Below are 21,013 nucleotides of genomic sequence, written 5' to 3'. Positions count from 1 at the left end.
ACAATGGTTTGACGTTCCGGTTTTTTTCTAAAATTTTAAAAATATGTTAGTAGAAACTTTAATAAATACGCCCTATTATCATGCTGTTGGCAAAGAGATAGATGTTTTTAACCAAGCATATAAAAACAAAATTCCTTTTTTATTAAAAGGGCCAACCGGAACCGGGAAATCCCGATTTGTGGAATTTATGGCGCATCAATTGGACAAGAAAATCATCACTATCAGCTGTCATGAAGAAACCTCTTCTACGGATTTAATAGGTAGGTTTATCATCAAAGGAGCCGAAACCGTCTGGTTGGACGGTCCGTTGACCACTGCCGTAAAAGAAGGAGCAATTATCTATCTGGATGAGATAGCCGAAGCTCGTCCCGATGTGATTGTCACTATTCACTCCCTGACCGATCATAGACGCGAATTGTTTATTGATAAACTGGGAGAAACCATAAAAGCACACGAGGATTTCATGCTGGTGGCTTCTTTCAATCCGGGTTATCAAAGAGGTTTTAAAGAACTGAAACCTTCCACACGTCAACGTTTTATTGCGATGTCGTTTGATTATCCCGAACCCAAAATTGAAACCGAGATTTTGGTTAATGAAACCGATATCGATCAGGATACGGCTAAAAAACTGGTGGCCATTGGAAATAAAATCCGAAACCTGACCGAATTGGGATTGACCGAAACCGTTTCTACACGACTGCTGGTAGATACCGCGAAAATCATCCACAGCGGATTACCGAAACGTTTGTCTGTTCATGTGGCAATTGTAGAACCTCTGACGGATGACTTGCAAACGTTGGAAGCACTCAAAGATTTGTGCAATTTGATGATATAGAAAACAGTGGTCAGATTTTTAGTGTTCAGTTTTTGTTGGGATTAAAATTGACCTATTCACTGCACACTAAAAATTACTGCATACTGATTACTAAAAACTGAACACTAGAAAAATATGGGTTTCGAAATAGATGAATATTTAGTTGGGAAATTCTTTAAACACTTAAAAAAAAGTAGAAAAGTACATCCCGAAATTCTGGTGAGAACTGTTAGGCTTAGTGAAATAAAACCGCGACTGACTATTTTGGCCAGGGCTTTAACAGGCAATCCTATCGAAATTTTTCCAGCCGAACGCGAAGGAGGCTATAAAAACAATAATTTTTTCCTTCCGATTTCCTTTGCCGAATTAGCTACCAAAGAAGAAAATCATACTTTTTATCTTTTTCGGATATTGTTTTTAAGCGTGCAACAACGCTTGAATCTCAATTGGACTTCTGAAGAAAAAGAACCGTCATTGGAGCTTTCACAGCAAAAAGCATTAGAAACTTCTAATGCGATTTTGAAAATTGTATTCGAAGATTATGCTCTTGACGAAAACTTTCATGCCCAGGCCAGAGAACATTTTATTCAGCAAGCGACTGAAAAAAAAGCTCCTGATTTTTCCTGGCTTTACGGTAAATGGATGCAAAATGAGGTAGAACAAAATCCCGAAACGGTGCTCGAAAATTTCTCGGATAAGACCAAAAAAGGAATCGAAAACCAGCCTGTAACTACTTTAAAAGCAACTGCTGTTGAAGAAGTTAAAACGGTGGAATTGGATAAAAAACAGCAGGAGGATTATGTCTTGCTGCATAATTTTGAAAAAGTGGAAACGGCTGAGGAGTTCAACGGAACCTGGCGTGATTTTGATGGTTCAGACGAATTGGAAGACCATCAGGAAGCCTTGGAAGAGCTGAATATGAAATTCACCGTTCGCGTGGATGATACGGCTCATTCGGTTTATCAGGCTGATTTTATCGAGAACACTTCTATCTCCGAAAGTGCCGAAGTGGATGCCAAAGGTTTTCATTTGACCTATAGCGAATGGGATTGCAGCAAAGGGATTTACAAAGAGAATTTTTGTAAAGTCTATCCCAAATCACAGCAAAAAACCGATTCGGATTACTATAAAAAGACAATCACAAAAAATTCTTCGACTTTGATGGGCTTGCGCAAAATGTTGACCAATGTCAATAACAAAATGCAACAGCAAAAACGCCAGACCCAAGGCGACGAATTTGATATTGATGCCATTACCGATTTGTATGTCGATGTGCATTCCCGAAGAACGCCTTCGGACAAAATTTATATTTCGAACCGTAAAAAAGAAAAAGATTTATCTATTCTGATTCTGTTGGATATCAGCCTTTCCAGCGATGGATATGCCGCAGGAAACCGGGTGATTGATGTGGAGAAAGAGGTTTCAATTCTTTTTGGGGAAATCCTGAACGAGTTCAATATCGATTTTTCGATTGACAGTTTTTATTCGAAAACCCGAAATTATTCGACCTATTTGACCATTAAGGATTTTGATGAAAATTGGAATATTGGCAAACATAAAATCGGAGCTGTTGAGCCTAGCGGTTATACCCGAATCGGGGCAGCTCTGCGCCATGCCGGTGCCCGACTTGACAAAAGAAATACCAAAAATAAATGGGTAATCCTGATTTCTGACGGAAAGCCGAATGATTACGACAAATACGAAGGCAACTACGGTATTAACGATGTGAAACAGGCACTTCGCGAACTTAATTCAAAGAATATCAATTCCTATGCGTTGGCCATTGAGGCCGAAGCGAAATATTATTTGCCGCAAATGTTTGGGCAGAATCACTATCAGATTTTAACCACCCCTGTTGAATTATTGCAATCGTTAGTGCGATTGTATGAAAAAATTAAACATCAAAAATAATAGTACAATGAACACTGATTCCAATACCACAAGACTTCCCGAAGGGCACCCTATCAGGGTATATTTTCAGGAAAATGATTTGATTCATTCTCTTTTAGAAGAATTATCAAACACAAATCCTGAAGAAGATTTTCAAAAATACACGAATGTATTTAATGAATTGTACATGATTGAAAAACGGTTTGCCCGAAAAGAAAACCAGCTTTTTCCGTTTTTGGAAAAGAAAAACTGGGTGGGACCATCACAGGGCATGTGGTCTTTTCATGATAATTTGAGAGAACAATTTCGTTTGATTCGCTATTATCTTAAAACTCAAAATCCCGAAAAAATAAGTACAAACACTCCATTTTTGGTTGATGGGATTTATCGCTTGATGCATGTGGAAGAAACGGTTTTGTTTCCCAATGCTTTGGATTTACTTTCCGAAGAAGACTGGATAAAAATGCGTGTCGGTGAGGAAGAAATTGGCTGGATGTTGCCCAATACTCCGGCTCCGTTTCCGGCTATTGAATACGTTCATCCGGCTGAAGATGTTACTCCGAGAGAACTGACCTTTTCTTTGGAAAACACTTCCCATTATGATGAAGGCTATATGACGGTGGAGCAGGTGAATTTGCTTTTTAAAACCATTCCGCTGGATTTGACTTATGTGGATGAAAACGACAGAGTTATTTTTTATAATCGTGGAGAAGAACGCGTTTTTCCCAGAAGTGCCGGAATCATTGGGCGTGAAGTTAAATTTTGTCATCCGCCCAAAAGCGTTGGAACCGTTCTCAGAATCCTGGACGAATTTAGAAAAGGGACTAAAAACGAATCCTCCTTTTGGATTAACTACAAGGAAAGGCTGATTTACATTCGCTATTTCGCTGTTCGTGATGCCAACAAAAACTACAAAGGCGTAATCGAAATGTCACAGGATATTACCGATATCAAGAAAATTGAAGGCGAAAAACGATTACTGGATTGGGAATAGATTATTTAAGACTTATTAAAAATGGAGACACTTAAAATCAATTACAAAAACATCTATTATCCACCGGGAGGTATTTTGATGTGGATTATTATTTTTCTGGAACTCATAACGTTCGGGATGGCGATTGTGGCTTTTGTATATTATGGAAGTGAGCAAGCAGAATTATTTCATCAATCCCGATTGCGATTGAATACCACTTTTGGAGCCATAAACACGGTTTTTTTGTTGACGAGTGGTTTTTGTATGGCCAATGCGGTACAGGAATTTAAAGGAAATAATACAGCAAAATCTTCTTTATATTTTAAATTGACAATGCTGGGCGGATTATTGTTTTTAATCTTAAAAAGCCTGGAATATTATCATAAAATCGAGTCCGGGATTTCATTGGAAACCAATATTTTTTTCACTTTTTATTGGTTGCTAACCGGATTTCATCTGATTCATGTTCTTATTGGTTTGGTCATTTTGGCTTGGACCAATTATGGAATGACAAAAAAGAATTCGGATACTCAAATTGAAGATGTAGAAGCCTGTGCTGCATTCTGGCACATGTGCGATTTGATTTGGCTGCTTTTGTTTCCGGTTTTATACTTAATTTTTTAAAAGATGAAAAAATCACTATTGTTTACTTATGGATTATTGATTGCGCTGACTTTGTTTACGGCATTAATTTCAAAATCTGATTTTCTTTCAAACAGTGTAATCCTTTTAATTATGTTTTTTTCGGCCATTAAATTCCTCTTAGTTGCTTTTCAATTTATGGAATTAAAGAAGGCAAATCCTTTTTGGAGACTTAGTTTAAGCTTTGTTTTAGGCTTATTGGTTTTAGTAATTGTTTTGATAAAATAAATTAGAATAAAAAGCATAAACATGACAAATATCATAATAAAGGATGTTTTTGTCTTTTATTTTTGTAATACAAATCAAGATGAATTTAACACCAAATAATTATGAAACCTAAACTAAATTTAAAGAAACAAAGCTTGAGAATTGCTGTGGCAATTGCTGTGGCTTTTGGCTTGTTTTCTTGTGCCAAAAAGGAAGATAAAGATGCTCAATATTATCAGAGCATTAAAACAGAAGGACAAAAAGAAGCGGAACTTACCGCGCCACCATTGGTTCCCAAACCTGTTGGAGATCGTGCCGCGATGAAATTGGTAGTCAACATGGAAATTAAGGAACAGGAAGGAGAAATGGCTGATGGGGTAAAATATACCTATTGGACTTTTGGAGGTTCTGTTCCGGGTAGTTTTATCAGAACCAGAGTGGGTGATGAAGTCGAATTTCACTTAAGAAACCATCCGGATAACAAAATGCCGCACAACATCGATTTGCATTCAGTGACTGGGCCGGGAGGAGGGGCGACCTCTTCATTGGTGGCACCGGGACATGAAAAAGTATTTAATTTCAAAACATTAAATCCGGGTCTGTATGTTTATCACTGTGCCACAGCACCTGTGGGGATGCATATTGCCAACGGAATGTATGGTTTGATTTTGGTGGAACCCGAAGGAGGATTGCCGCCAGTAGATAAAGAATACTATGTGATGCAAGGGGATTTTTATACCAAGGGAAGTTATGGAGAACAGGGTAACCAACCTTTTGATATGAACAAAGCAATTAAAGAAAATCCGGACTATGTGGTATTCAACGGAAAGGTTGGCTCTATTGCGGGAGATAAAGCAATCACTGCCAAAGTGGGGGAAACCGTGCGTATTTTTATGGGTAATGGCGGGCCAAATCTGGTTTCTTCATTCCATGTTATCGGGGAAATTTTTGATAAAGTACACATAGAAGGTGGAGACATGATTAACAAAAATGTCCAAACTACTTTGATTCCTGCTGGAGGTTCAGCCATAGTCGAGTTCAAAGTGGATGTTCCGGGAACTTTTATTCTGGTGGATCACTCTATTTTCAGGGCGTTCAACAAAGGAGCCTTAGGGATGTTAAAAGTAGAAGGGGATGAGACTAAAAAAGTGTACTCAGGAACAACACAAGAAGGGATTTATTTGCCTGAAGGCGGAACCATACAAAACATGCCTAAAGAAAATGGTGCTGCAAAAAGTACCGTGGCGAAAACAGTTCCGGAGCAAATTAAATCAGGTAAAGAATTATACGGAAGAACCTGTTTTGCCTGTCACCAACCAAGTGGACAGGGAATTCCGAATGCTTTCCCTCCATTGGTGAAATCTGATTTCATGAATGCTAATCCTGACCGTGCTATTAATGCGGTACTGCACGGATTAAGCGGAGAAATTACGGTAAACGGTAAGAAATTCAATAACGTAATGACGAGTCAAAATCTGACCGACGACGAAGTAGCCGATGTGTTGACTTATGTGTATAACAGTTGGGGCAATAATAAAACAGTGGTGAGTCCAGCTAAAGTAAAAGCAATCAGGGCAAAACCGGCTCCAAAAGCTGTGGCAGCTCATTAATTGGAAATAGAATTTAAAAGTTTAAAATTTAAAAATAATAGTAATGAAAAAGTATGTTTTTGCAATAGCAATGATGGGATTTGGTTTATATGGCTTCGGCCAAAATGCAGCCAAAGGAAAAGGAGTTTATGATAAGGTTTGTATCACTTGTCATCAGGCTACAGGTCTTGGAATTCCGGGGGCTTTTCCTCCTTTGGCCAAATCAGATTTCTTGAATAAAGATGTAAATCGGGCTATAAAAGGAGTGGTGAAAGGATTATCCGGTCCCATTACCGTGAACGGTAAAAAATTCAGCGGAGCGATGCCAGCACAGTCCTTGAGCGATCAGCAACTGGCGGATACTTTTACTTATGTGTACAGCAGTTGGGGTAACAATAAAACGGTGGTTACTCCGGCAATGGTGAAAGCCCAAAGAAAATAATAATATATTCATTTTAAAAGCAGTGAGCCATGTTACAAAGAAAAGTAGTCCTATTCTCATTTCTGTTGGGAATTGGAACATCACTGTGGGCGCAACAGACTCCGATGGTTTCTATAAAAAGGGGGACTTATGTTCCCCTTTATGGAACCACAGACAGGAAGCCGGTTGCGATTGCTGTTTTTGAAATGGATGTTTATCCGGTTACCAATGCCCAATATCTGGCATTTTTGAAAAAATACCCCGAATACAGTCGTTCGAAAATGAAAGGCATTTTTGCCGATAAAAGTTATTTGTCCCATTGGGAAAGTGATTTTAATTACGGAAAAAATAATTTAGATAATGCACCGGTTACCAATGTTTCCTGGTTTGCTGCCAAAAAATATTGTGAATGTCAGGGGAAACGTTTGCCTACGATGGATGAATGGGAATATGTGGCGATGGCCGATGAAAAACGAATCGATGCCAGAACCAAAGAAGCCTTCAATAGATACATTATGTCCTGGTACGAAAAACCGAAAACCTTTGCCAATCCGATAGGGCAAACCTTCAAAAATTATTGGGGTGTTTATGACATGCATGGACTGGTTTGGGAATGGACGGCTGATTTCAACAGTATTTTTCTTTCCGGTGAATCCAGAAAAGACAAGGATACCGATAAGAATCTGTTTTGCGGCAGCGGTTCAGTTAATGCCACTGATTTGATGAATTATGCCGCCTTTATGCGCTATGCGTTTAGAGGTAGTTTAAAAGCAAAATACACTACGAGAAATCTTGGATTTCGCTGTGCTAAAGATAAAGTTGCTCTAGTGAAACCCATTCAAAATTTAAGATGATGAAATCAAAAATAGAATGCCGGAAAATAAAAAAAGGAATCGTTAGCCTGCTTTTTTTAGGTGTGTTTGTGGTGGCAATGGCATTGGCATTGCAATCCTGTAACCAAAAAGCAAAAGCAGCGGTAAAAGACAAGCCAATTTCAGATTTGTCGATTTATAATCTTCCTTCCAAATGGACGAATCAAAACGGACAAAGTATCGAAATGAAAGACCTGAAAGGAAAAGTCCTGGTCATGGTGATGATTTACACTTCCTGTAAAGCAGCCTGCCCTAGATTAGTGGCCGATATGCGCAATATCGAACAGCGTTTGCCCGAAAATATCAAAGATGATGTGCAACTGGTTTTAGTAAGTATTGCCCCGGAGGTAGACACACCAAAACGATTGAAAACTTTTGCTGTCGAAAATAAAATGGATAGTAATCAATGGTTTTTTCTGCGTTCTACTGAAGAAAATACCAGAGAGTTTGCAGCGGTTTTGGCGGTGAATTATAAAAAAATAGCTCCTTTAGAATTCTCCCATTCCAATATCATCAGTGTGTTCAATGCCGATGGGGAGTTGGTTTACCAACAAGAAGGTTTAGGAGTGAATTCAGATCCAACCATAGCTAAAATTACCGAGGAAGCTCAAAAATTAAATTAAAGATGAAAACACTACAAACAATTGGTTTATCATTGATAGCAATGATAAGTCTGGGAACTTATGCACAGGAATTGGATGCAAATTTACAATTCAGACCTCGTTTCGAATACCGAAACGGTTTTAAAAGTCCGATGGTAAATGGAGAAAATCCCACCTCTTTTGTCTCCCAACGTTCCCGACTGAATGTCAATTTCAGGCAGGAAAAATTGAAAGCCAAACTAACATTACAGAATATCCGAACTTGGGGAGATGTGGCTACTACAGCCACTGTCGATAAAAATGGTATCGCTTTATTTGAGGCTTGGGCTCAATACGAATTCAGTTCCAATTGGAGTGCACGTCTGGGACGTCAGGTGATTTCCTATGACAATCAGCGTATTTTGGGCGAAATCGATTGGTTACAACAAGGACAAAGCCATGATGCTGCTCTGTTTTCTTTTCATCCGAAAAACCATCAGCTGGATTTAGGATTTGCGTTAAATGCCAATGCGGAAAATTTGGTTGCTCCTAAAACGCCTTATACCACTAATTATAAATCGTTGCAATATGCCTGGTACCATACCCAATTTAGTAAAATAAATGCGAGTGTGTTATTGTTGAATACAGCTTATGAATTCGAAAAATCGCTAGGCAATTTAGAAGTCGATTACAAGCAAACTTTTGGAAGCTATCTTACTTTCAAGAATAAAAAATGGGATGGCAATTTAGGTTTGTACGGACAAACAGGAAAAAGTGCTGATGAAAATGTCAGTGCCTGGTATGCGGGAGCTTTTGCAGGCTATGCTTTTTCAGATGGATTTAAAGTCGGTGTGGGCTATGAATTTCTTTCGGGAAAAGATCAAAATGATAGCAGTTTAGCTATTAAATCTTTCAGTCCGATTTTTGGAACCAATCATGCTTTTAATGGTTTTATGGATTATTTCTACGTGGGAAACCATCAAAACAGTGTGGGATTACAAGATGCCTATTTGAAATTAAATTATACGTCCCACAAATGGCAATTTATCTTGATGCCACATATTTTCAATGCGCCCAATACGGTTGTGGATGCAGCCAATAAAAAAATGAATAGTTATTTGGGCACAGAAATCGATTTTACGGCTACTTATACCATTCAAAAAGATATTGTAGCTACAGCGGGATATTCACAGATGTTCGCTTCTGGAACTTTAGAAAGACTCAAAAATGTGACCGATGCTGCTGCTACCAATAATTGGACTTGGATTATGGTTTCTATTAATCCAAAAATCTTTTCATTAAAATAAATTGTATTAATTCTGTTTTAGTAAACCTCTATTTAAAAGCTATCGTAGTTTTTAAATAGAGGTTTTTTGCACTATTAATAAAGCTTACTTAAATGCTTTTTTGAAAGTAATAAGAATATAAGGCTTGCTGATATTTATCATGTTTATAGATAAAGGACTATTTTATCTTTGTTTAAGGAAATTATAATAGTTGCTTTATGGGTAATTTATCACAGTCTCATCGTATTTTATTTTTAAATACACTGGCATTCACAATCAGTTTTGCCTGTTGGACTTTAAACGGTGTTTTGGTTACTTTTTTGGTAGATCGCGGAATCTTCAATTGGTCAGTTGTTGAGGTAGGATGGTTGTTAGGACTTCCTATTTTATCGGGAGCTATTTTTCGTTTGCCAATTGGGATTTTAACTGATAAATATGGCGGGAAAAAAGTATTCTCAGCTTTATTATTACTTTGTTCTATTCCTCTTTTTATATTGCCACTTGCCAGTTCGTTTTGGGAATTTGCTGTATTGAGTTTTTTGTTTGGATTGGTAGGAACCAGTTTTGCTGTTGGAGTAGGATATACTTCGGTTTGGTATCCTAAAGAATGGCAGGGAAGAGCCTTAGGGATTTTCGGAATGGGGAATGCCGGTGCTGCCGTAACCACTTTTTTTGCACCAACCTTATTAAACGTTTTGTCAAAAACAGATACTGAAAACGGCTGGAAAATGCTTCCTGTAATTTATGGAGTTGTACTGGTCTTAATTGGATTGTTGTTTGTGTTTTTTACCAAAAATAAAAAAGCAGAAACAGTAGCCAGATCAACATCCGAATTATTAGCTCCTTTGAAAAATGTACGTGTTTGGCGATTTGGAGCTTATTATTTCTTAGTCTTTGGATGTTTTGTGGCTTACTCACAGTGGTTGTTGCCCAATTTTATGAATGTGTATCACACCACTCTAGTTATGGGAGGGATATTTGCAACTATGTTTAGTTTACCATCAGGAATCATCAGGGCTTTTGGAGGTTATTTGTCGGATAAATTCGGAGCCAGAACGATAATGTATTGGGTTTTGGGTTCTTCAATTGCAATTAGTTTTTTATTGATATTTCCTAAAATGGAAGTTTTTACAACTGGCCCGGGAGTTTTAGCAACTAATAATGGTTTGGTTACTAAAGTTTCAGCTTCTGAAATTAAAGTTGGTGAAAAAACATATACTGTTAACCCAAAATCAGCAATTGCTTCATCAGATGCAGACATTTTACCTGTTCGAAATTCATGGCAGGAAATTGTAGTAAAACAAAATCAGGAAGTCAAAAAGAAAGAACTTTTGGCCGAAGGGATTACCCGGATAAAATTTAATGCCAATATGTGGATTTATCTTGTACTGGTAGTTTTAATCGGGATTTCTTGGGGAATTGGTAAGGCAGCCGTTTTCAAACACATCCCGGAATATTTCCCTAATGAAGTGGGGGTTGTAGGAGGGATGGTTGGTTTGATAGGTGGTTTAGGCGGATTTATAGGCCCAATATTATTTGGCTATTTATTGAATTCAACGGGTTTATGGACGAGTTCCTGGATATTCATTTTCCTGATTTCTGTGGGCTGTTTATTATGGATGCACCGTACAATTATCAATATAATGCGAGAAAAGATGCCTCAGTTTACAAAAGGAATCGAACGCAATCAATAAAGTATTTTTTAATTTAAAGAATAACACTATGGATACTTACTTAGAAAAATTAGGATCAGAGCGTGAAAATGTATCTAACGGGACACAAAATACGCCGGCAAAAACATGGTTGAACGAATGGGAGCCTGAAAATGAAAAATTCTGGAAAGAAACAGGAAGCAAAATAGCCTGGAAAACCTTAATAATTACAACACTTACACTGGTTTTGTCTTTTGCATCATGGTTTATCATGAGTGTTGTAGTAGTAAAATTACCTGGTTTAGGTTTTACGTTTTCTAAAGATCAACTTTTTTGGTTGGCGGCAATTCCGGGATTAGCAGCGGGGATTTTACGTATTATACATACTTTTATATTACCCATATTTGGAACCCGAGATGTAGTAAGCTTTGCTACTTTTATCAAATTGATTCCAGTGTTAGGTATTGGAATAGCGGTTATGAATACCGAAACACCATTTTGGGTTTTTATGATATTGGCATTTACAACAGGTTTTGGAGGAGGAGATTTCTCTTCTTATATGCCAAGTACGAGTTTGTTTTTCCCAAAAAGATTAAAAGGAACAGCTTTGGGAATTCAGGCAGGAATAGGGAATTTTGGAGTTTCTTTAGCGCAGTTTGTAACGCCTGTGGTGTTGAGTGTAGCAATTTATGGAGCTCCCTCAGTTTTTACAAAAATTGATTTCAATGGAACCCAAGCTGTTTTAGAGCAAACCAGCATCGAAAAACAAGGCGTTGTTTTCGCTTCATTAGAAGACAGTAAACAAACTGCCATTTTAGCTACTGTGAAGAAAAATGTTATGGATTCAGTTACGGCTGCAGTTCATTCTACCGATAAAAAAGTTGTTTTTACTTCACTTCCTTTAAAAGTTAGAGCTAAAATAATTGCGGATGCTAATCCTAAATTGGTAGAAAAATTTTTGAATCAATTAGACAAAAAAAATAAAGCAGTAATCAATAAACCGATGTATATTCAATCTGCTGCTTTATGGTACATTCCGTTTTTATTGATTATGACTTTGGTAAGCTGGTTTTATTTAAGAAGTATTCCTATTCAGGCTTCTATTAAAGAGCAATTGGATATTTTTAGTAATAAACACACCTGGTATTGCACCATAACTTATATGATGACTTTTGGGACCTTTGCCGGTTTGGCAGCTGCTTTTCCGTTGATGATAAAATTTTTATATGGTGATTTCCCAAATGCTCCCGATCCTTTAGCGTATGCTTTTTACGGGCCATTAATTGGCTCATCAAGCCGAATTTTATTTGGTTTTATTGCAGATAAAGTAGGAGGCGCAGTATTAACCACTATTACAGGATTAGGAATTTTAGCAGGAGCTGTAATTTTAGTAACTCAAGGCTTGGTAGTACCTACAAGTATGGAGCAGTTTCCGTTATTTGTTGGAGTAATTTTGACTATGTTCTTTTTTACAGGTATTGGTAATGCGGGAACATTTAGGCAGTTTCCTATTATCTTTTCAGAAAATCAAAGACAAGCCGCCGGTGTTATTGGTTGGACAGCAGCTATTGCAGCCTTTGGTCCTTTTCTTTTTTCTATATTAATTGGTAGCGATATTTCTTCTAATGGAGGGGCAAATTATTTTTTTATAGGATTGATTCTTTTTACAGTATTGGCTACAGTAATTAATTGGTGGTTTTACAATCGAAAAGGATGTGAAAGACCAAGCTAAATGAATGCTACTTATATTTATAAATTTTAAGTATATCTAAGTAAATAATTCAATTAAGTAATTCATATATCGATAAAAGGATATTAAAATTAAATGATTTAATCATCCTAAATGACTTTTATTATTGTAAATTAGTGATTTGGATGAAATATTATAACATATTTAAGTGTTTTTGTGTTTGAGAAAAATACTTAAGTAGTTTCACTTAGTTTTTCTTTTGTTTAATTTTACTCCCGAAGAAAAGCCTCTGGATTTTTAATTAAAATGGATTAAAAAATAGATTTATAATTGCAAGCGTGTATTAATATAAACTAAGATGAAAAACAGAACATATAATATAAAAGCATTACTCATCGCTACATTACTTTCGGTAATAATGATTGTGTTAGTGTTTTATGGTTCAAGAGAATTACAAAATTTTGATGCAGCTCTAATTACCTACTTGTTTGGAACTGTATTTGCTTTTTTTGGGATTATTTATCGTTATACGGTATGGTTGCAAAGACCGCCTACTTGGATTTATTTTAAAAGAGGAATCTGTTTCTTGTTTACAGGAAAAGTGTTTTCTCATTTTTGGTTTGCTTCTAAAGAAACTATAGAAAATATTGCTTTTCAAAAATTCATTTATCCAAGGGGAAAATACCGTTGGGTAGCGCATTTTATGATTGCAGTGGGCTGTACCTCTGCTTTTTTAATTACAATTCCATTGACTTTTGGTTGGATTCATTTTACGATGGCTCCTAATTCGATTTCGGTTTATGAAGCCCATTTTTTCGGATTTAAAGTGATGGATTTTGAGCTGGATTCTATCATGGCATTCCTGACTTTTCACGCACTAAACTGGTCATCTTATCTGGTTATTTTTGGTTCAGTGTATTATTTAAGAAGACGATTGACTAATCCGGGATTGATTGCTACACAATCTTTTGAAGGTGATTTGTTACCGCTTATTTTGTTAATCGCTATTTCGGTTACAGGATTGGGGTTGACTTATTCTTACCAATTTATGAAAGGTTTTGCTTTCGACTTTTTAGCGGTATTGCATGCCGTTACGGTAATCATGTTTTTGATTTGGATTCCGTTTGGGAAGTTTTTTCACATTATTCAGCGTCCGGCACAAATTGGTGCACATATATATAATAAGGAAGGAAGAAGAAAAGGAATGGCTGTTTGTCCACACACCGGAGAAGAATTTGCAACCAAATTACATATTGACGATCTTAAGTTAGTGACTAAACAATTAGGCTTTGATTTTTCGATGGAAGATGGAGGTTCGCATCTGGATTTAAGTCCTGAAGGAAAAAGATCCCGATTGGCACAAGCACACCTGAGAGCAAGACAGGCTGGCGGAAATTTATTTGGATAATTTAAAGATAAAAGTATATAAACATGGCAAAATTACCTGTTTCAGAAGAGCATATTGTTGCACAATTTGGACCACATAAGAATTATAGTCCAAAGGAAGGCTATGAGGGAAGAGATGAACCAGATGAGTTGGTCAAAACTCATTGTTGTTTTTGTGGAATGCAATGTGGAATTCAATTATCTGTAAAAGAAAATAAAGTAGTAGGATTTGAGCCTTGGATGGAATTTCCTTTCAATGAAGGAAGATTGTGTCCAAAAGGAGTGCAACGCTATTTACAAAACAATCATCCCGACCGATTGATGTCGCCTTTGAAAAGTGTTCCGGGGCAGGGATTTGTACCTACTTCTTGGGATGAGGCATTGACAAAAACTGTTTCGGAAATCAAAAGAATTCAAGAGAAATACGGTAATGATGCCTTTTCGATGTTGTCAGGTGTTTCATTGACCAATGAAAAAAGTTATTTGGTGGGAAAATTTGCCCGTGTTGCTTTAAAAACAAAAAACCTGGATTATAACGGTCGTTTGTGCATGGTAAGTGCCGGTGCCGGAAATAAAAAAGCATTTGGATTAGACAGAGGTTCGAATAACTATTCTGATTTAGAATATGCCGAAGTAATTATTGTAGCAGGAGCCAATATAAGTGAAACTTTTCCAACATTAACACATTGGATTTGGAAAGCTCGTGATCGTGGTGCCAAAATTATAGTGATTGATCCAAGGATGATTCCATTGGCACGAACAGCTGATATTCATTTGGATGTACGTCCAGGAACCGATTCTGCTTTGTACGGTGCAATACTGAAATACTTGGTAGATCATGATATGTTAGATCACGATTTTATTGATAATCATACTTCTGGTTTTCAGGAAACTATAGATGCTGTAAAAGATTATACGCTAGAATGGGCGGAAGAAGTTACAGGAATTAAGAAAGAAAAAATTCAGCAAACAGCCGAATTATGGGGTAAGGCCAAGACGAGTTTTCTGCTTCATGCCCGCGGAATCGAACACCATTCGAAAGGGGTAGATAACGTTTTAGGCTGTATCAATTTAGTTTTGGCAACAGGAAGAATTGGTAAGCCTTATTGCGGTTATGCAACTATTACGGGACAAGGAAATGGACAAGGAGGTAGAGAGCACGGTCATAAATGTGATCAATTACCAGGAAACAGAGATATAGAAAATCCGGAACATCGTAAGTATATTTCGGAAGTTTGGGGAATCGATGAGAAAGATTTGCCTGGAAAAGGTTTGTCTGCTTATGAAATCATCGAAGCCATTCATCGAGGAGAAATCAAAGGTTTGTTGTCTATTTGTTTCAATCCGTTAGTTTCTTTACCAAATAGTAATTATGTTAGAGAAGCTTTGGAAAAGTTAGAATACTATGTGTGTATTGACTTTTTCCTGAACGAAACAGCGCGTCATGCTGATATTGTTTTAGCAGGTTCTTTGCAGGAAGAAGAAGAAGGAACAACTACTTCTGCGGAAGGACGTGTAATCCGTATTCGTCAGGCGGTTACACCTCCAGGAAATGCTCATACTGATACTGCTATATTGTTAGAATTAGCAAGACGTTTGGGTGTGAAAGATAAATTTACCTATGAGAATAGCGAAGCCATTTTCAACGAATTACGTGTGGCTTCCAAAGGAGGAACTGCCGATTATTATGGGATTACCTACCAAAGAATTGAAGACGAAATGGGCGTTTTCTGGCCATGTCCAACAATAGGACATCCAGGAACTCCAAGATTATGGGAAGACAGAAAGTTTAAAACACCTGATGGAAAAGCACATTTTAATCCAGCGCCTTACAAACTTCCGGGTGAAGTAACCTGTGTTGATTATCCTGTGATTTTAACTACTGGGCGTGTGGTTTCTCAGTATTTGAGCGGAACGCAAACCCGTAGAATCGGGAAATTAGTAGATCAGTTTCCAGAGCCTTTATTGGAAATTCATCCTAAATTGGCACAACAATATGGTATTAAACAAAGAGAATTAATTCGGGTTTCAACTCGAAGAGGAGAAGGAATTTTTCCGGCTAATATTGTGGAAACCATTCGGGAAGATACTGTTTTTATTCCGTACCACTGGTCCGGAAAAAAATCAGCAAACCAATTGACACCGGGGACATTAGATCCAATTTCTAAAATACCTGAATTTAAAGTTTGTGCCTGTCATTTGGAACCGCTTAAGGAAATAGCTCCACCTTCAAGTGAATCAACGGCTTACGCTAGTATTTAATCTATAAAGAATTGATATAAAATGAACTATACCAGTTTCAATAAAAATGAAGAGTTTTTTGTAGATATGCAACGTTGCATTGGCTGCAAAGCCTGCGAATTAGCTTGTGCAGAATGCGAGACAAACGGTCAGGAATCGATGATACATGTTAATTATGTAGATCGTGCTGCTACTGTACAAACAACCGTTCAGGTGTGCATGCACTGTGATGATCCTGTTTGTGCTAATGTTTGTCCTGCCGATGCGATTTCAAAAGACGAATTCGGAATTGTTCACACCGCTAATACCGAAAGATGTATTGGATGTTCTAACTGTGTGATGGCTTGTCCTTTTGGTGTGCCAAAGAAAGAAGAAAATTACGATTTGATGATGAAGTGTACCATGTGTTACGACAGAACCAGCGTGGGCAAAAAGCCAATGTGTGCTACTGTTTGTCCAAGTGGTGCTTTGTTTTATGGTACCAGAGATGAAATTCAAGAAATGCGTCCTAACAGTACTCCTGTAAATAGTTTCATATTTGGAAAAGAAGTAGTGAATACAAAGGTCAATATTATGATGCCTAAGGGAAGCACAGAATTGGTAATATATTAAAGAATACGCTCATGTCTAAAGAAGATAATTTAAATAAAAATTGGAAAAAAGATTTTCCAATTGAAAAACAACAGGCTACTAATGTAAGTCGTCGTGACTTTGCCAAATTCCTTACGCTGGTTTCAGGAGGATTGATGGTAGGAAGTGGTTTAGTTGCTGCCAAGGCTTATATGTATCCAAAAGAAGAAGTCCAAGGCGAACATTTTGTATGTAATAAAGAAGAAGTTCCAATAGGAGGAACCCGTGCTTTTGTAATCGAAGGAAGCACGATTCCATATATATTAATTCATTTGGAAACTGGCGAGTTTAAAGCCTATGAACAGAAATGTACCCACCTTTCTTGTTCTGTTTTTTACAAGCCAGGTACCGGAATTATTCATTGTCCATGTCATGAAGGTTCATTTGATGCCAAAACGGGAGACGTTTTAGGAGGGCCGCCGCCAAGAGCTTTGCCTAAATTGGATGTTTTCTTTAAAGACAATGCTGTTTATGTAAGAGCAGCAACTGATGAAGAGCAATTAGGATAAATCATTAAAATAAATCAGTATGAGTAATTTTAGAAGAAGTCAGAATCAAGCCAATCCTAATAAATTGAATGCTATTCTTTCGACCTTAATTTTTATATTAATTCTTAATGTAAGTATTCAAATATGGTTATTGTATGCTTCGTTAAACAATGCTTTGGATAATAACAAAGAGATACTTATACCAGCATTTGTAGCTTCTTTAATCTTGTTTTTGATAGGTTTTAGCTGGCTTTATTATTTGCCAACAGGAAATAATGGCCATGCTAAAAAATAAACAAGTTTATATAATACATAAAAAAGGGATTAACTTAAATTAGAAGTTAATCCCTTTTTGTTTTTTAGAAATAGTTACTTTTTTACGTTAGTACTATCTTTGTGCATCATACCTTTTTTCATTCCACGATGGTCATGTGGTTTCATTCCCTCATGGTGATTTTTTCTCATGCCTTCACGATGGTGTTGTTTTATTTCATCCCATTTTTTAAATTGTTCAGGAGAAAGGATTTTTTTCATTTTACCATTCATCGCAATTTGTTCATCAAGCATTTTGCTTTTCATTTCAAAAATTTCGTCTGAAGTTGGTTTTGTTGTTTTAGCCTTTTTGTCTTTCAAATGAGCTTCTCTTTTTGCGCTTTGCTCAGCAATTATTTTGCCCACTTCTTTTTGTTGGGAAGCGTTCAAATCAAGGTCTAATGTCATTTTTTTCAACATTAGTTGACTGCGTTGTTCCGGAGTGAATTTCTCCATCGGATTTCCTTCGGGTCTTCTTTTTCTTTCTTTTCTTTCTTGTGCATAAGATGATACGCCCATAACAGCTATCAATGCAATAGTGATTATTTTTTTCATAATAAATTGGTTTTATTTTTAAATAAGACTTGAAACAATGTATAAAGTTTAATCATTAAGAAGAAATTATGACTTTTTGTTTGTTTGAATAATTGATTATGAGGGTAATTTATGGTTGATAATAAGCATTTACGGTTGATTTAAAATAGGTTTATTTTTTATTTGATAACTGCTTTTTACAACTATAGGAATCCCATTATTTGTTATTCCTTCTAAATTGATATTTATAGTTGTATCTACTTCATTGTTATAATATGAAATTGTTGCATTTCCTTTTTCATCAGGCTGAATGTAAGGATTCCAATATAAGGTGTTTCGAATATCGGCTTTGTCCTTTTCTAATGGATTTGGCTTGCTGTAATCGGGAGAATAGAAAAATCGGGTATTTTGATATCCATTGACAGGCATGGCTATAGAGTGGAACACTTTTCTGCCAGTGGTACTTCCTTTTCCTAGTTTGGTATAGATAAGTATGGCTCCATTTGCACCTTGTGAACCAAAAACAGCAGCTCCAGGTCCTTTTATAGCTTCAATTTTAGCGATATCATCGGTAGAAATAAAAGACAAAAGATCCATATCGGTTTCTATTCCATCAACTAAAATAATCGGTGGTCCACTATAACGGTTAAAACGAACTGAATTAGCAGAAGCTGTTACATTAGGAATGGCAATTTGGAGAAGCATAAAAATATTAGAAAAGCGAGGTCCTTTTTCTTCAGGAATATAAGTAAAGTCGGCAAAACCATATCGGCTTTGCGTTATGTCTTCTTTTTTCTTTTTAGCAGTAATAATTACATCTTTCAATTGGTTTTCTTCGGGGATGTTAAAGAGAATGTTTTTATTACGAATGTATGTTTTGATTTGAGTTATTTTATTTTCTTCATAATTTAAAGGATTATAGCCCTTGAAATCGACTGCTATGGGTGGATTGTATATTGAGTCCAGCACAAATTCGCCACTATTTTTTCCTTTTTGATTTTTTGTATTGAGTAGCATAGTAGCGGTGCCTTTGAAAACAATATTATTAAATTCAAATTTTCCATTCACATCAGTAGTATCATTTAGCATTGCGGTAGCTTTGTTATTTAAAAGTAGCATTTGTACCTGATTATTTTCTTTGGCAGTAGTACCAATTAAATTTTCTACTTTTCCAGTAATTGAAATTCCTTTTTCTACTTTAAAGTTTTTATTTACGTTGAGGTTTGGGAATTTTTTCCATACAAAATCACGCCATCCCTGGGTTAGTAAAAGTAGATCTAAATGATTTAATCTTGCAGGATTCGAATTGTTGAAATAGTAATTTGGGTTGTGTACTTTTCCTTTAATGTCCGAAGCCATCAGGAAATAGGAACAAATATTTACTGTGTCATCAAAATTTTCGTTTATGCCATTTGTATCCGTTGCTGCTATCGAAAAGTTGGCTATCAAAGGATTCCCTTGTTTGTCTTTTGCCGAAAAGTTAAGGTTTACTTTTTCTTTTGGGATATATTGTTTTTTGTCAGTTGTTAAAGATACAGTAATGTCATTATTTTTTTCAATATAGATTAATCGTTCACTTTGAGGTCGAGAGAGTTTATCATAAAGTGTGATTTGTGCAATACCTTCCGGGAAATTTTCCTCGGGTAATATAAAAGAAAGTTTAGTGTCTTTTAAAGTTTGAGTTCCTTCAAAATAAGTAATGCCTCTTGTGGAGCAAATAAGTGTTAAATCACTATCTGGATTTTGATTTAAAGTGGCTGCGTTGGTTTTAATAGTGACTACTTTTTTCTCATCAACCTTATTGATGCTAAGTGTGTAGCCTGTTTTTTGGGTTTCTGGAAGAGTTATTTTTACCTCTTCATTGTTGGGAGTAATCACTTTGGCATAATACTTTTGATTTTTTTCGGGTTGTAATATGAATTTCCCCATGCCGTCATGACTGCTTTTGAATAAATTGATTTGTTTGTCATTAGTATCAAAAATCGTCCCTTTTATTTCAATTGGATTCCCGTAGGAATCCGTCGCTTTGAAAGCTACATTGCTAATAACATCTTCCACTAGGGAACCGCCTTCGGGGAAAAAATCGACTAGTACTGTTGCTGTATTTTCAAGTTTTGGATTGTCTTTTTTATTTTTTGAAACTGTTTTTGTATCATCTTTTGCTTGGATTGTGTTTTCTTTATTGGGAGTTATAATTTGAATTTCTTTTTTGAAAACAAAATCATCTCCATAATTCCGCATCCAATTTGTGTAAGCTCTCAATTGGTAGGTTCCGGGTTTGATACCAAGGGAGTCAGCCAATACAAAATCGCCATGCCCAAGACCTCCCTCAAGGTTGGTTATATTGCGACTGATTATTTTAGATTCTGGCGAAATGAGTTCTACATAGAGTATTTTACTATGATCAAAAAGTTGATTGGTATAAGCATAGACGGAATAGGCTTTGTACCATAATGATTCTTCAACCGTGTAATAATTATTGTCAGTATGGAGGTATACTTTTTCAATCTCTGGTGGAGTAGTTTTTGTTTTTGCAACGGAATCGGTTGACTGTTGAGCAAAATTGATTGCGGGTATGCTGAAAAAAAATACAAGTAGGTAAATTATTTTTTTTGTCATAATGGTTATTCTTTGGTTCGGTTGTAATAGGGTATGCTTTTGGGTTTTAAAAATATAAATGTAATCTATTTATTATATAGATGTGTTTTTTTATAATTGGTTTAATATGCTGCTCAAGATTTATTTACTAATTTGAAAACACTTTAAAATCAAAGGAATTCTTTAAAAATAGCTCATGAAAAATCC

Annotated in this window: 19 protein-coding genes; 17 read left to right on the top strand and 2 right to left on the bottom strand. The window is 36.3% G+C overall.

Annotated features, from left to right (window positions below; all coding sequences use genetic code 11):
• Positions 1 to 43: 43 nt before the first annotated feature.
• The 17 genes from EOD40_RS07830 to EOD40_RS07750 all read left to right on the top strand — a co-directional run bounded on the left by EOD40_RS07830 (position 44) and on the right by EOD40_RS07750 (position 17,657).
• Positions 44 to 835, top strand: a complete 792-nt coding sequence (locus tag EOD40_RS07830) for a CbbQ/NirQ/NorQ/GpvN family protein (RefSeq protein WP_128194326.1) — start codon at positions 44 to 46, stop codon at positions 833 to 835.
• Positions 836 to 949: 114 nt separating this feature from the next.
• Positions 950 to 2,725: a nitric oxide reductase activation protein NorD gene (locus tag EOD40_RS07825; RefSeq protein WP_128194325.1), complete on the top strand. Its 1,776-nt coding sequence runs from the start codon at positions 950 to 952 to the stop codon at positions 2,723 to 2,725.
• Between the two features lie 7 nt (positions 2,726 to 2,732).
• Positions 2,733 to 3,698: a DUF438 domain-containing protein gene (locus EOD40_RS07820; RefSeq protein ID WP_128194324.1), complete on the top strand. Its 966-nt coding sequence runs from the start codon at positions 2,733 to 2,735 to the stop codon at positions 3,696 to 3,698.
• A 21-nt stretch (positions 3,699 to 3,719) separates the two neighbouring features.
• Positions 3,720 to 4,301 carry a cytochrome c oxidase subunit 3 gene (locus EOD40_RS07815; protein ID WP_128194323.1) on the top strand — a complete coding sequence of 194 codons (582 nt, stop codon included), beginning with the start codon at positions 3,720 to 3,722 and terminating at the stop codon, positions 4,299 to 4,301.
• A 3-nt stretch (positions 4,302 to 4,304) separates the two neighbouring features.
• On the top strand, positions 4,305 to 4,547 hold the full coding sequence (locus EOD40_RS07810; protein ID WP_128194322.1) for a cytochrome C oxidase subunit IV family protein: 243 nt from the start codon (positions 4,305 to 4,307) through the stop codon (positions 4,545 to 4,547).
• 101 nt (positions 4,548 to 4,648) lie between these two features.
• On the top strand, positions 4,649 to 6,136 hold the full coding sequence (gene nirK, locus EOD40_RS07805) for a copper-containing nitrite reductase (RefSeq protein WP_128194321.1): 1,488 nt from the start codon (positions 4,649 to 4,651) through the stop codon (positions 6,134 to 6,136).
• Between the two features lie 43 nt (positions 6,137 to 6,179).
• Complete coding sequence (locus EOD40_RS07800) at positions 6,180 to 6,557, top strand: c-type cytochrome (RefSeq protein WP_128194320.1); 378 nt, start codon at positions 6,180 to 6,182, stop codon at positions 6,555 to 6,557.
• A 29-nt stretch (positions 6,558 to 6,586) separates the two neighbouring features.
• On the top strand, positions 6,587 to 7,390 hold the full coding sequence (locus tag EOD40_RS07795) for a formylglycine-generating enzyme family protein (RefSeq protein WP_128194319.1): 804 nt from the start codon (positions 6,587 to 6,589) through the stop codon (positions 7,388 to 7,390).
• Positions 7,390 to 8,031: an SCO family protein gene (locus EOD40_RS07790; RefSeq protein WP_394343666.1), complete on the top strand. Its 642-nt coding sequence runs from the start codon at positions 7,390 to 7,392 to the stop codon at positions 8,029 to 8,031. The genes EOD40_RS07795 and EOD40_RS07790 overlap by 1 nt, the downstream gene beginning before the upstream one ends.
• A 2-nt stretch (positions 8,032 to 8,033) precedes the next feature.
• Positions 8,034 to 9,296 (top strand): alginate export family protein, encoded by a 1,263-nt coding sequence (locus tag EOD40_RS07785; RefSeq protein WP_128194318.1) that lies wholly within the window; start codon positions 8,034 to 8,036, stop codon positions 9,294 to 9,296.
• 197 nt (positions 9,297 to 9,493) lie between these two features.
• Positions 9,494 to 10,969, top strand: coding sequence for an MFS transporter (locus EOD40_RS07780; RefSeq protein WP_128194317.1), 1,476 nt, complete (start codon positions 9,494 to 9,496; stop codon positions 10,967 to 10,969).
• Between the two features lie 28 nt (positions 10,970 to 10,997).
• Positions 10,998 to 12,659, top strand: coding sequence for a magnesium transporter MgtE N-terminal domain-containing protein (locus EOD40_RS07775; protein WP_231129595.1), 1,662 nt, complete (start codon positions 10,998 to 11,000; stop codon positions 12,657 to 12,659).
• Between the two features lie 316 nt (positions 12,660 to 12,975).
• Positions 12,976 to 14,025 (top strand): MFS transporter, encoded by a 1,050-nt coding sequence (locus EOD40_RS07770; protein ID WP_128194316.1) that lies wholly within the window; start codon positions 12,976 to 12,978, stop codon positions 14,023 to 14,025.
• A 23-nt stretch (positions 14,026 to 14,048) separates the two neighbouring features.
• Entirely contained in the window at positions 14,049 to 16,265 is a 2,217-nt protein-coding gene (locus tag EOD40_RS07765) for a molybdopterin oxidoreductase family protein (protein WP_128194315.1), read from the top strand.
• Between the two features lie 21 nt (positions 16,266 to 16,286).
• Positions 16,287 to 16,856 (top strand): 4Fe-4S dicluster domain-containing protein, encoded by a 570-nt coding sequence (locus tag EOD40_RS07760; protein WP_128194314.1) that lies wholly within the window; start codon positions 16,287 to 16,289, stop codon positions 16,854 to 16,856.
• Between the two features lie 11 nt (positions 16,857 to 16,867).
• Entirely contained in the window at positions 16,868 to 17,383 is a 516-nt protein-coding gene (locus tag EOD40_RS07755; RefSeq protein WP_128194313.1) for a Rieske (2Fe-2S) protein, read from the top strand.
• Between the two features lie 19 nt (positions 17,384 to 17,402).
• The gene (locus EOD40_RS07750; protein ID WP_128194312.1) at positions 17,403 to 17,657 is read left to right on the top strand and encodes a DUF6755 family protein; all 255 of its coding nucleotides are present in this window, start codon (positions 17,403 to 17,405) and stop codon (positions 17,655 to 17,657) included.
• 74 nt (positions 17,658 to 17,731) lie between these two features.
• Here the strand turns inward: EOD40_RS07750 and EOD40_RS07745 are convergent, their stop codons facing one another.
• A complete protein-coding gene (locus EOD40_RS07745; protein ID WP_128194311.1) occupies positions 17,732 to 18,229 on the bottom strand; it encodes a hypothetical protein in 498 nt (165 codons plus the stop codon).
• Positions 18,230 to 18,358: 129 nt separating this feature from the next.
• Entirely contained in the window at positions 18,359 to 20,827 is a 2,469-nt protein-coding gene (locus tag EOD40_RS07740; protein WP_128194310.1) for a TonB-dependent receptor, read from the bottom strand.
• Positions 20,828 to 21,013: the final 186 nt, after the last annotated feature.

Origin of the sequence: Flavobacterium sufflavum, from assembly GCF_004016525.1 — a bacterium.
In the GTDB taxonomy this organism is placed as follows: Bacteria; Bacteroidota; Bacteroidia; order Flavobacteriales; family Flavobacteriaceae; genus Flavobacterium; species Flavobacterium sufflavum.
The sequence above is the reverse complement of the archived record's forward strand: the minus strand, read 5'-3'. Positions and strand labels throughout refer to the sequence as shown.

Bases quoted from the DNA above. Each gene is read 5' to 3' on its own strand.
- EOD40_RS07820 (WP_128194324.1), top strand. From the start codon at position 2,733: ATGAACACTGATTCCAATACCACAAGACTTCCCGAAGGGCACCCTATC.
- EOD40_RS07745 (WP_128194311.1), bottom strand. From the start codon at position 18,229: ATGAAAAAAATAATCACTATTGCATTGATAGCTGTTATGGGCGTATCA.
- EOD40_RS07810 (WP_128194322.1), top strand. From the start codon at position 4,305: ATGAAAAAATCACTATTGTTTACTTATGGATTATTGATTGCGCTGACT.
- EOD40_RS07775 (WP_231129595.1), top strand. From the start codon at position 10,998: ATGGATACTTACTTAGAAAAATTAGGATCAGAGCGTGAAAATGTATCT.
- EOD40_RS07780 (WP_128194317.1), top strand. From the start codon at position 9,494: ATGGGTAATTTATCACAGTCTCATCGTATTTTATTTTTAAATACACTG.
- EOD40_RS07750 (WP_128194312.1), top strand. From the start codon at position 17,403: ATGAGTAATTTTAGAAGAAGTCAGAATCAAGCCAATCCTAATAAATTG.
- nirK (WP_128194321.1), top strand. From the start codon at position 4,649: ATGAAACCTAAACTAAATTTAAAGAAACAAAGCTTGAGAATTGCTGTG.
- EOD40_RS07770 (WP_128194316.1), top strand. From the start codon at position 12,976: ATGAAAAACAGAACATATAATATAAAAGCATTACTCATCGCTACATTA.
- EOD40_RS07740 (WP_128194310.1), bottom strand. From the start codon at position 20,827: ATGACAAAAAAAATAATTTACCTACTTGTATTTTTTTTCAGCATACCC.
- EOD40_RS07755 (WP_128194313.1), top strand. From the start codon at position 16,868: ATGTCTAAAGAAGATAATTTAAATAAAAATTGGAAAAAAGATTTTCCA.
- EOD40_RS07765 (WP_128194315.1), top strand. From the start codon at position 14,049: ATGGCAAAATTACCTGTTTCAGAAGAGCATATTGTTGCACAATTTGGA.
- EOD40_RS07790 (WP_394343666.1), top strand. From the start codon at position 7,390: ATGAAATCAAAAATAGAATGCCGGAAAATAAAAAAAGGAATCGTTAGC.
- EOD40_RS07825 (WP_128194325.1), top strand. From the start codon at position 950: ATGGGTTTCGAAATAGATGAATATTTAGTTGGGAAATTCTTTAAACAC.
- EOD40_RS07760 (WP_128194314.1), top strand. From the start codon at position 16,287: ATGAACTATACCAGTTTCAATAAAAATGAAGAGTTTTTTGTAGATATG.
- EOD40_RS07800 (WP_128194320.1), top strand. From the start codon at position 6,180: ATGAAAAAGTATGTTTTTGCAATAGCAATGATGGGATTTGGTTTATAT.
- EOD40_RS07815 (WP_128194323.1), top strand. From the start codon at position 3,720: ATGGAGACACTTAAAATCAATTACAAAAACATCTATTATCCACCGGGA.
- EOD40_RS07795 (WP_128194319.1), top strand. From the start codon at position 6,587: ATGTTACAAAGAAAAGTAGTCCTATTCTCATTTCTGTTGGGAATTGGA.
- EOD40_RS07830 (WP_128194326.1), top strand. From the start codon at position 44: ATGTTAGTAGAAACTTTAATAAATACGCCCTATTATCATGCTGTTGGC.
- EOD40_RS07785 (WP_128194318.1), top strand. From the start codon at position 8,034: ATGAAAACACTACAAACAATTGGTTTATCATTGATAGCAATGATAAGT.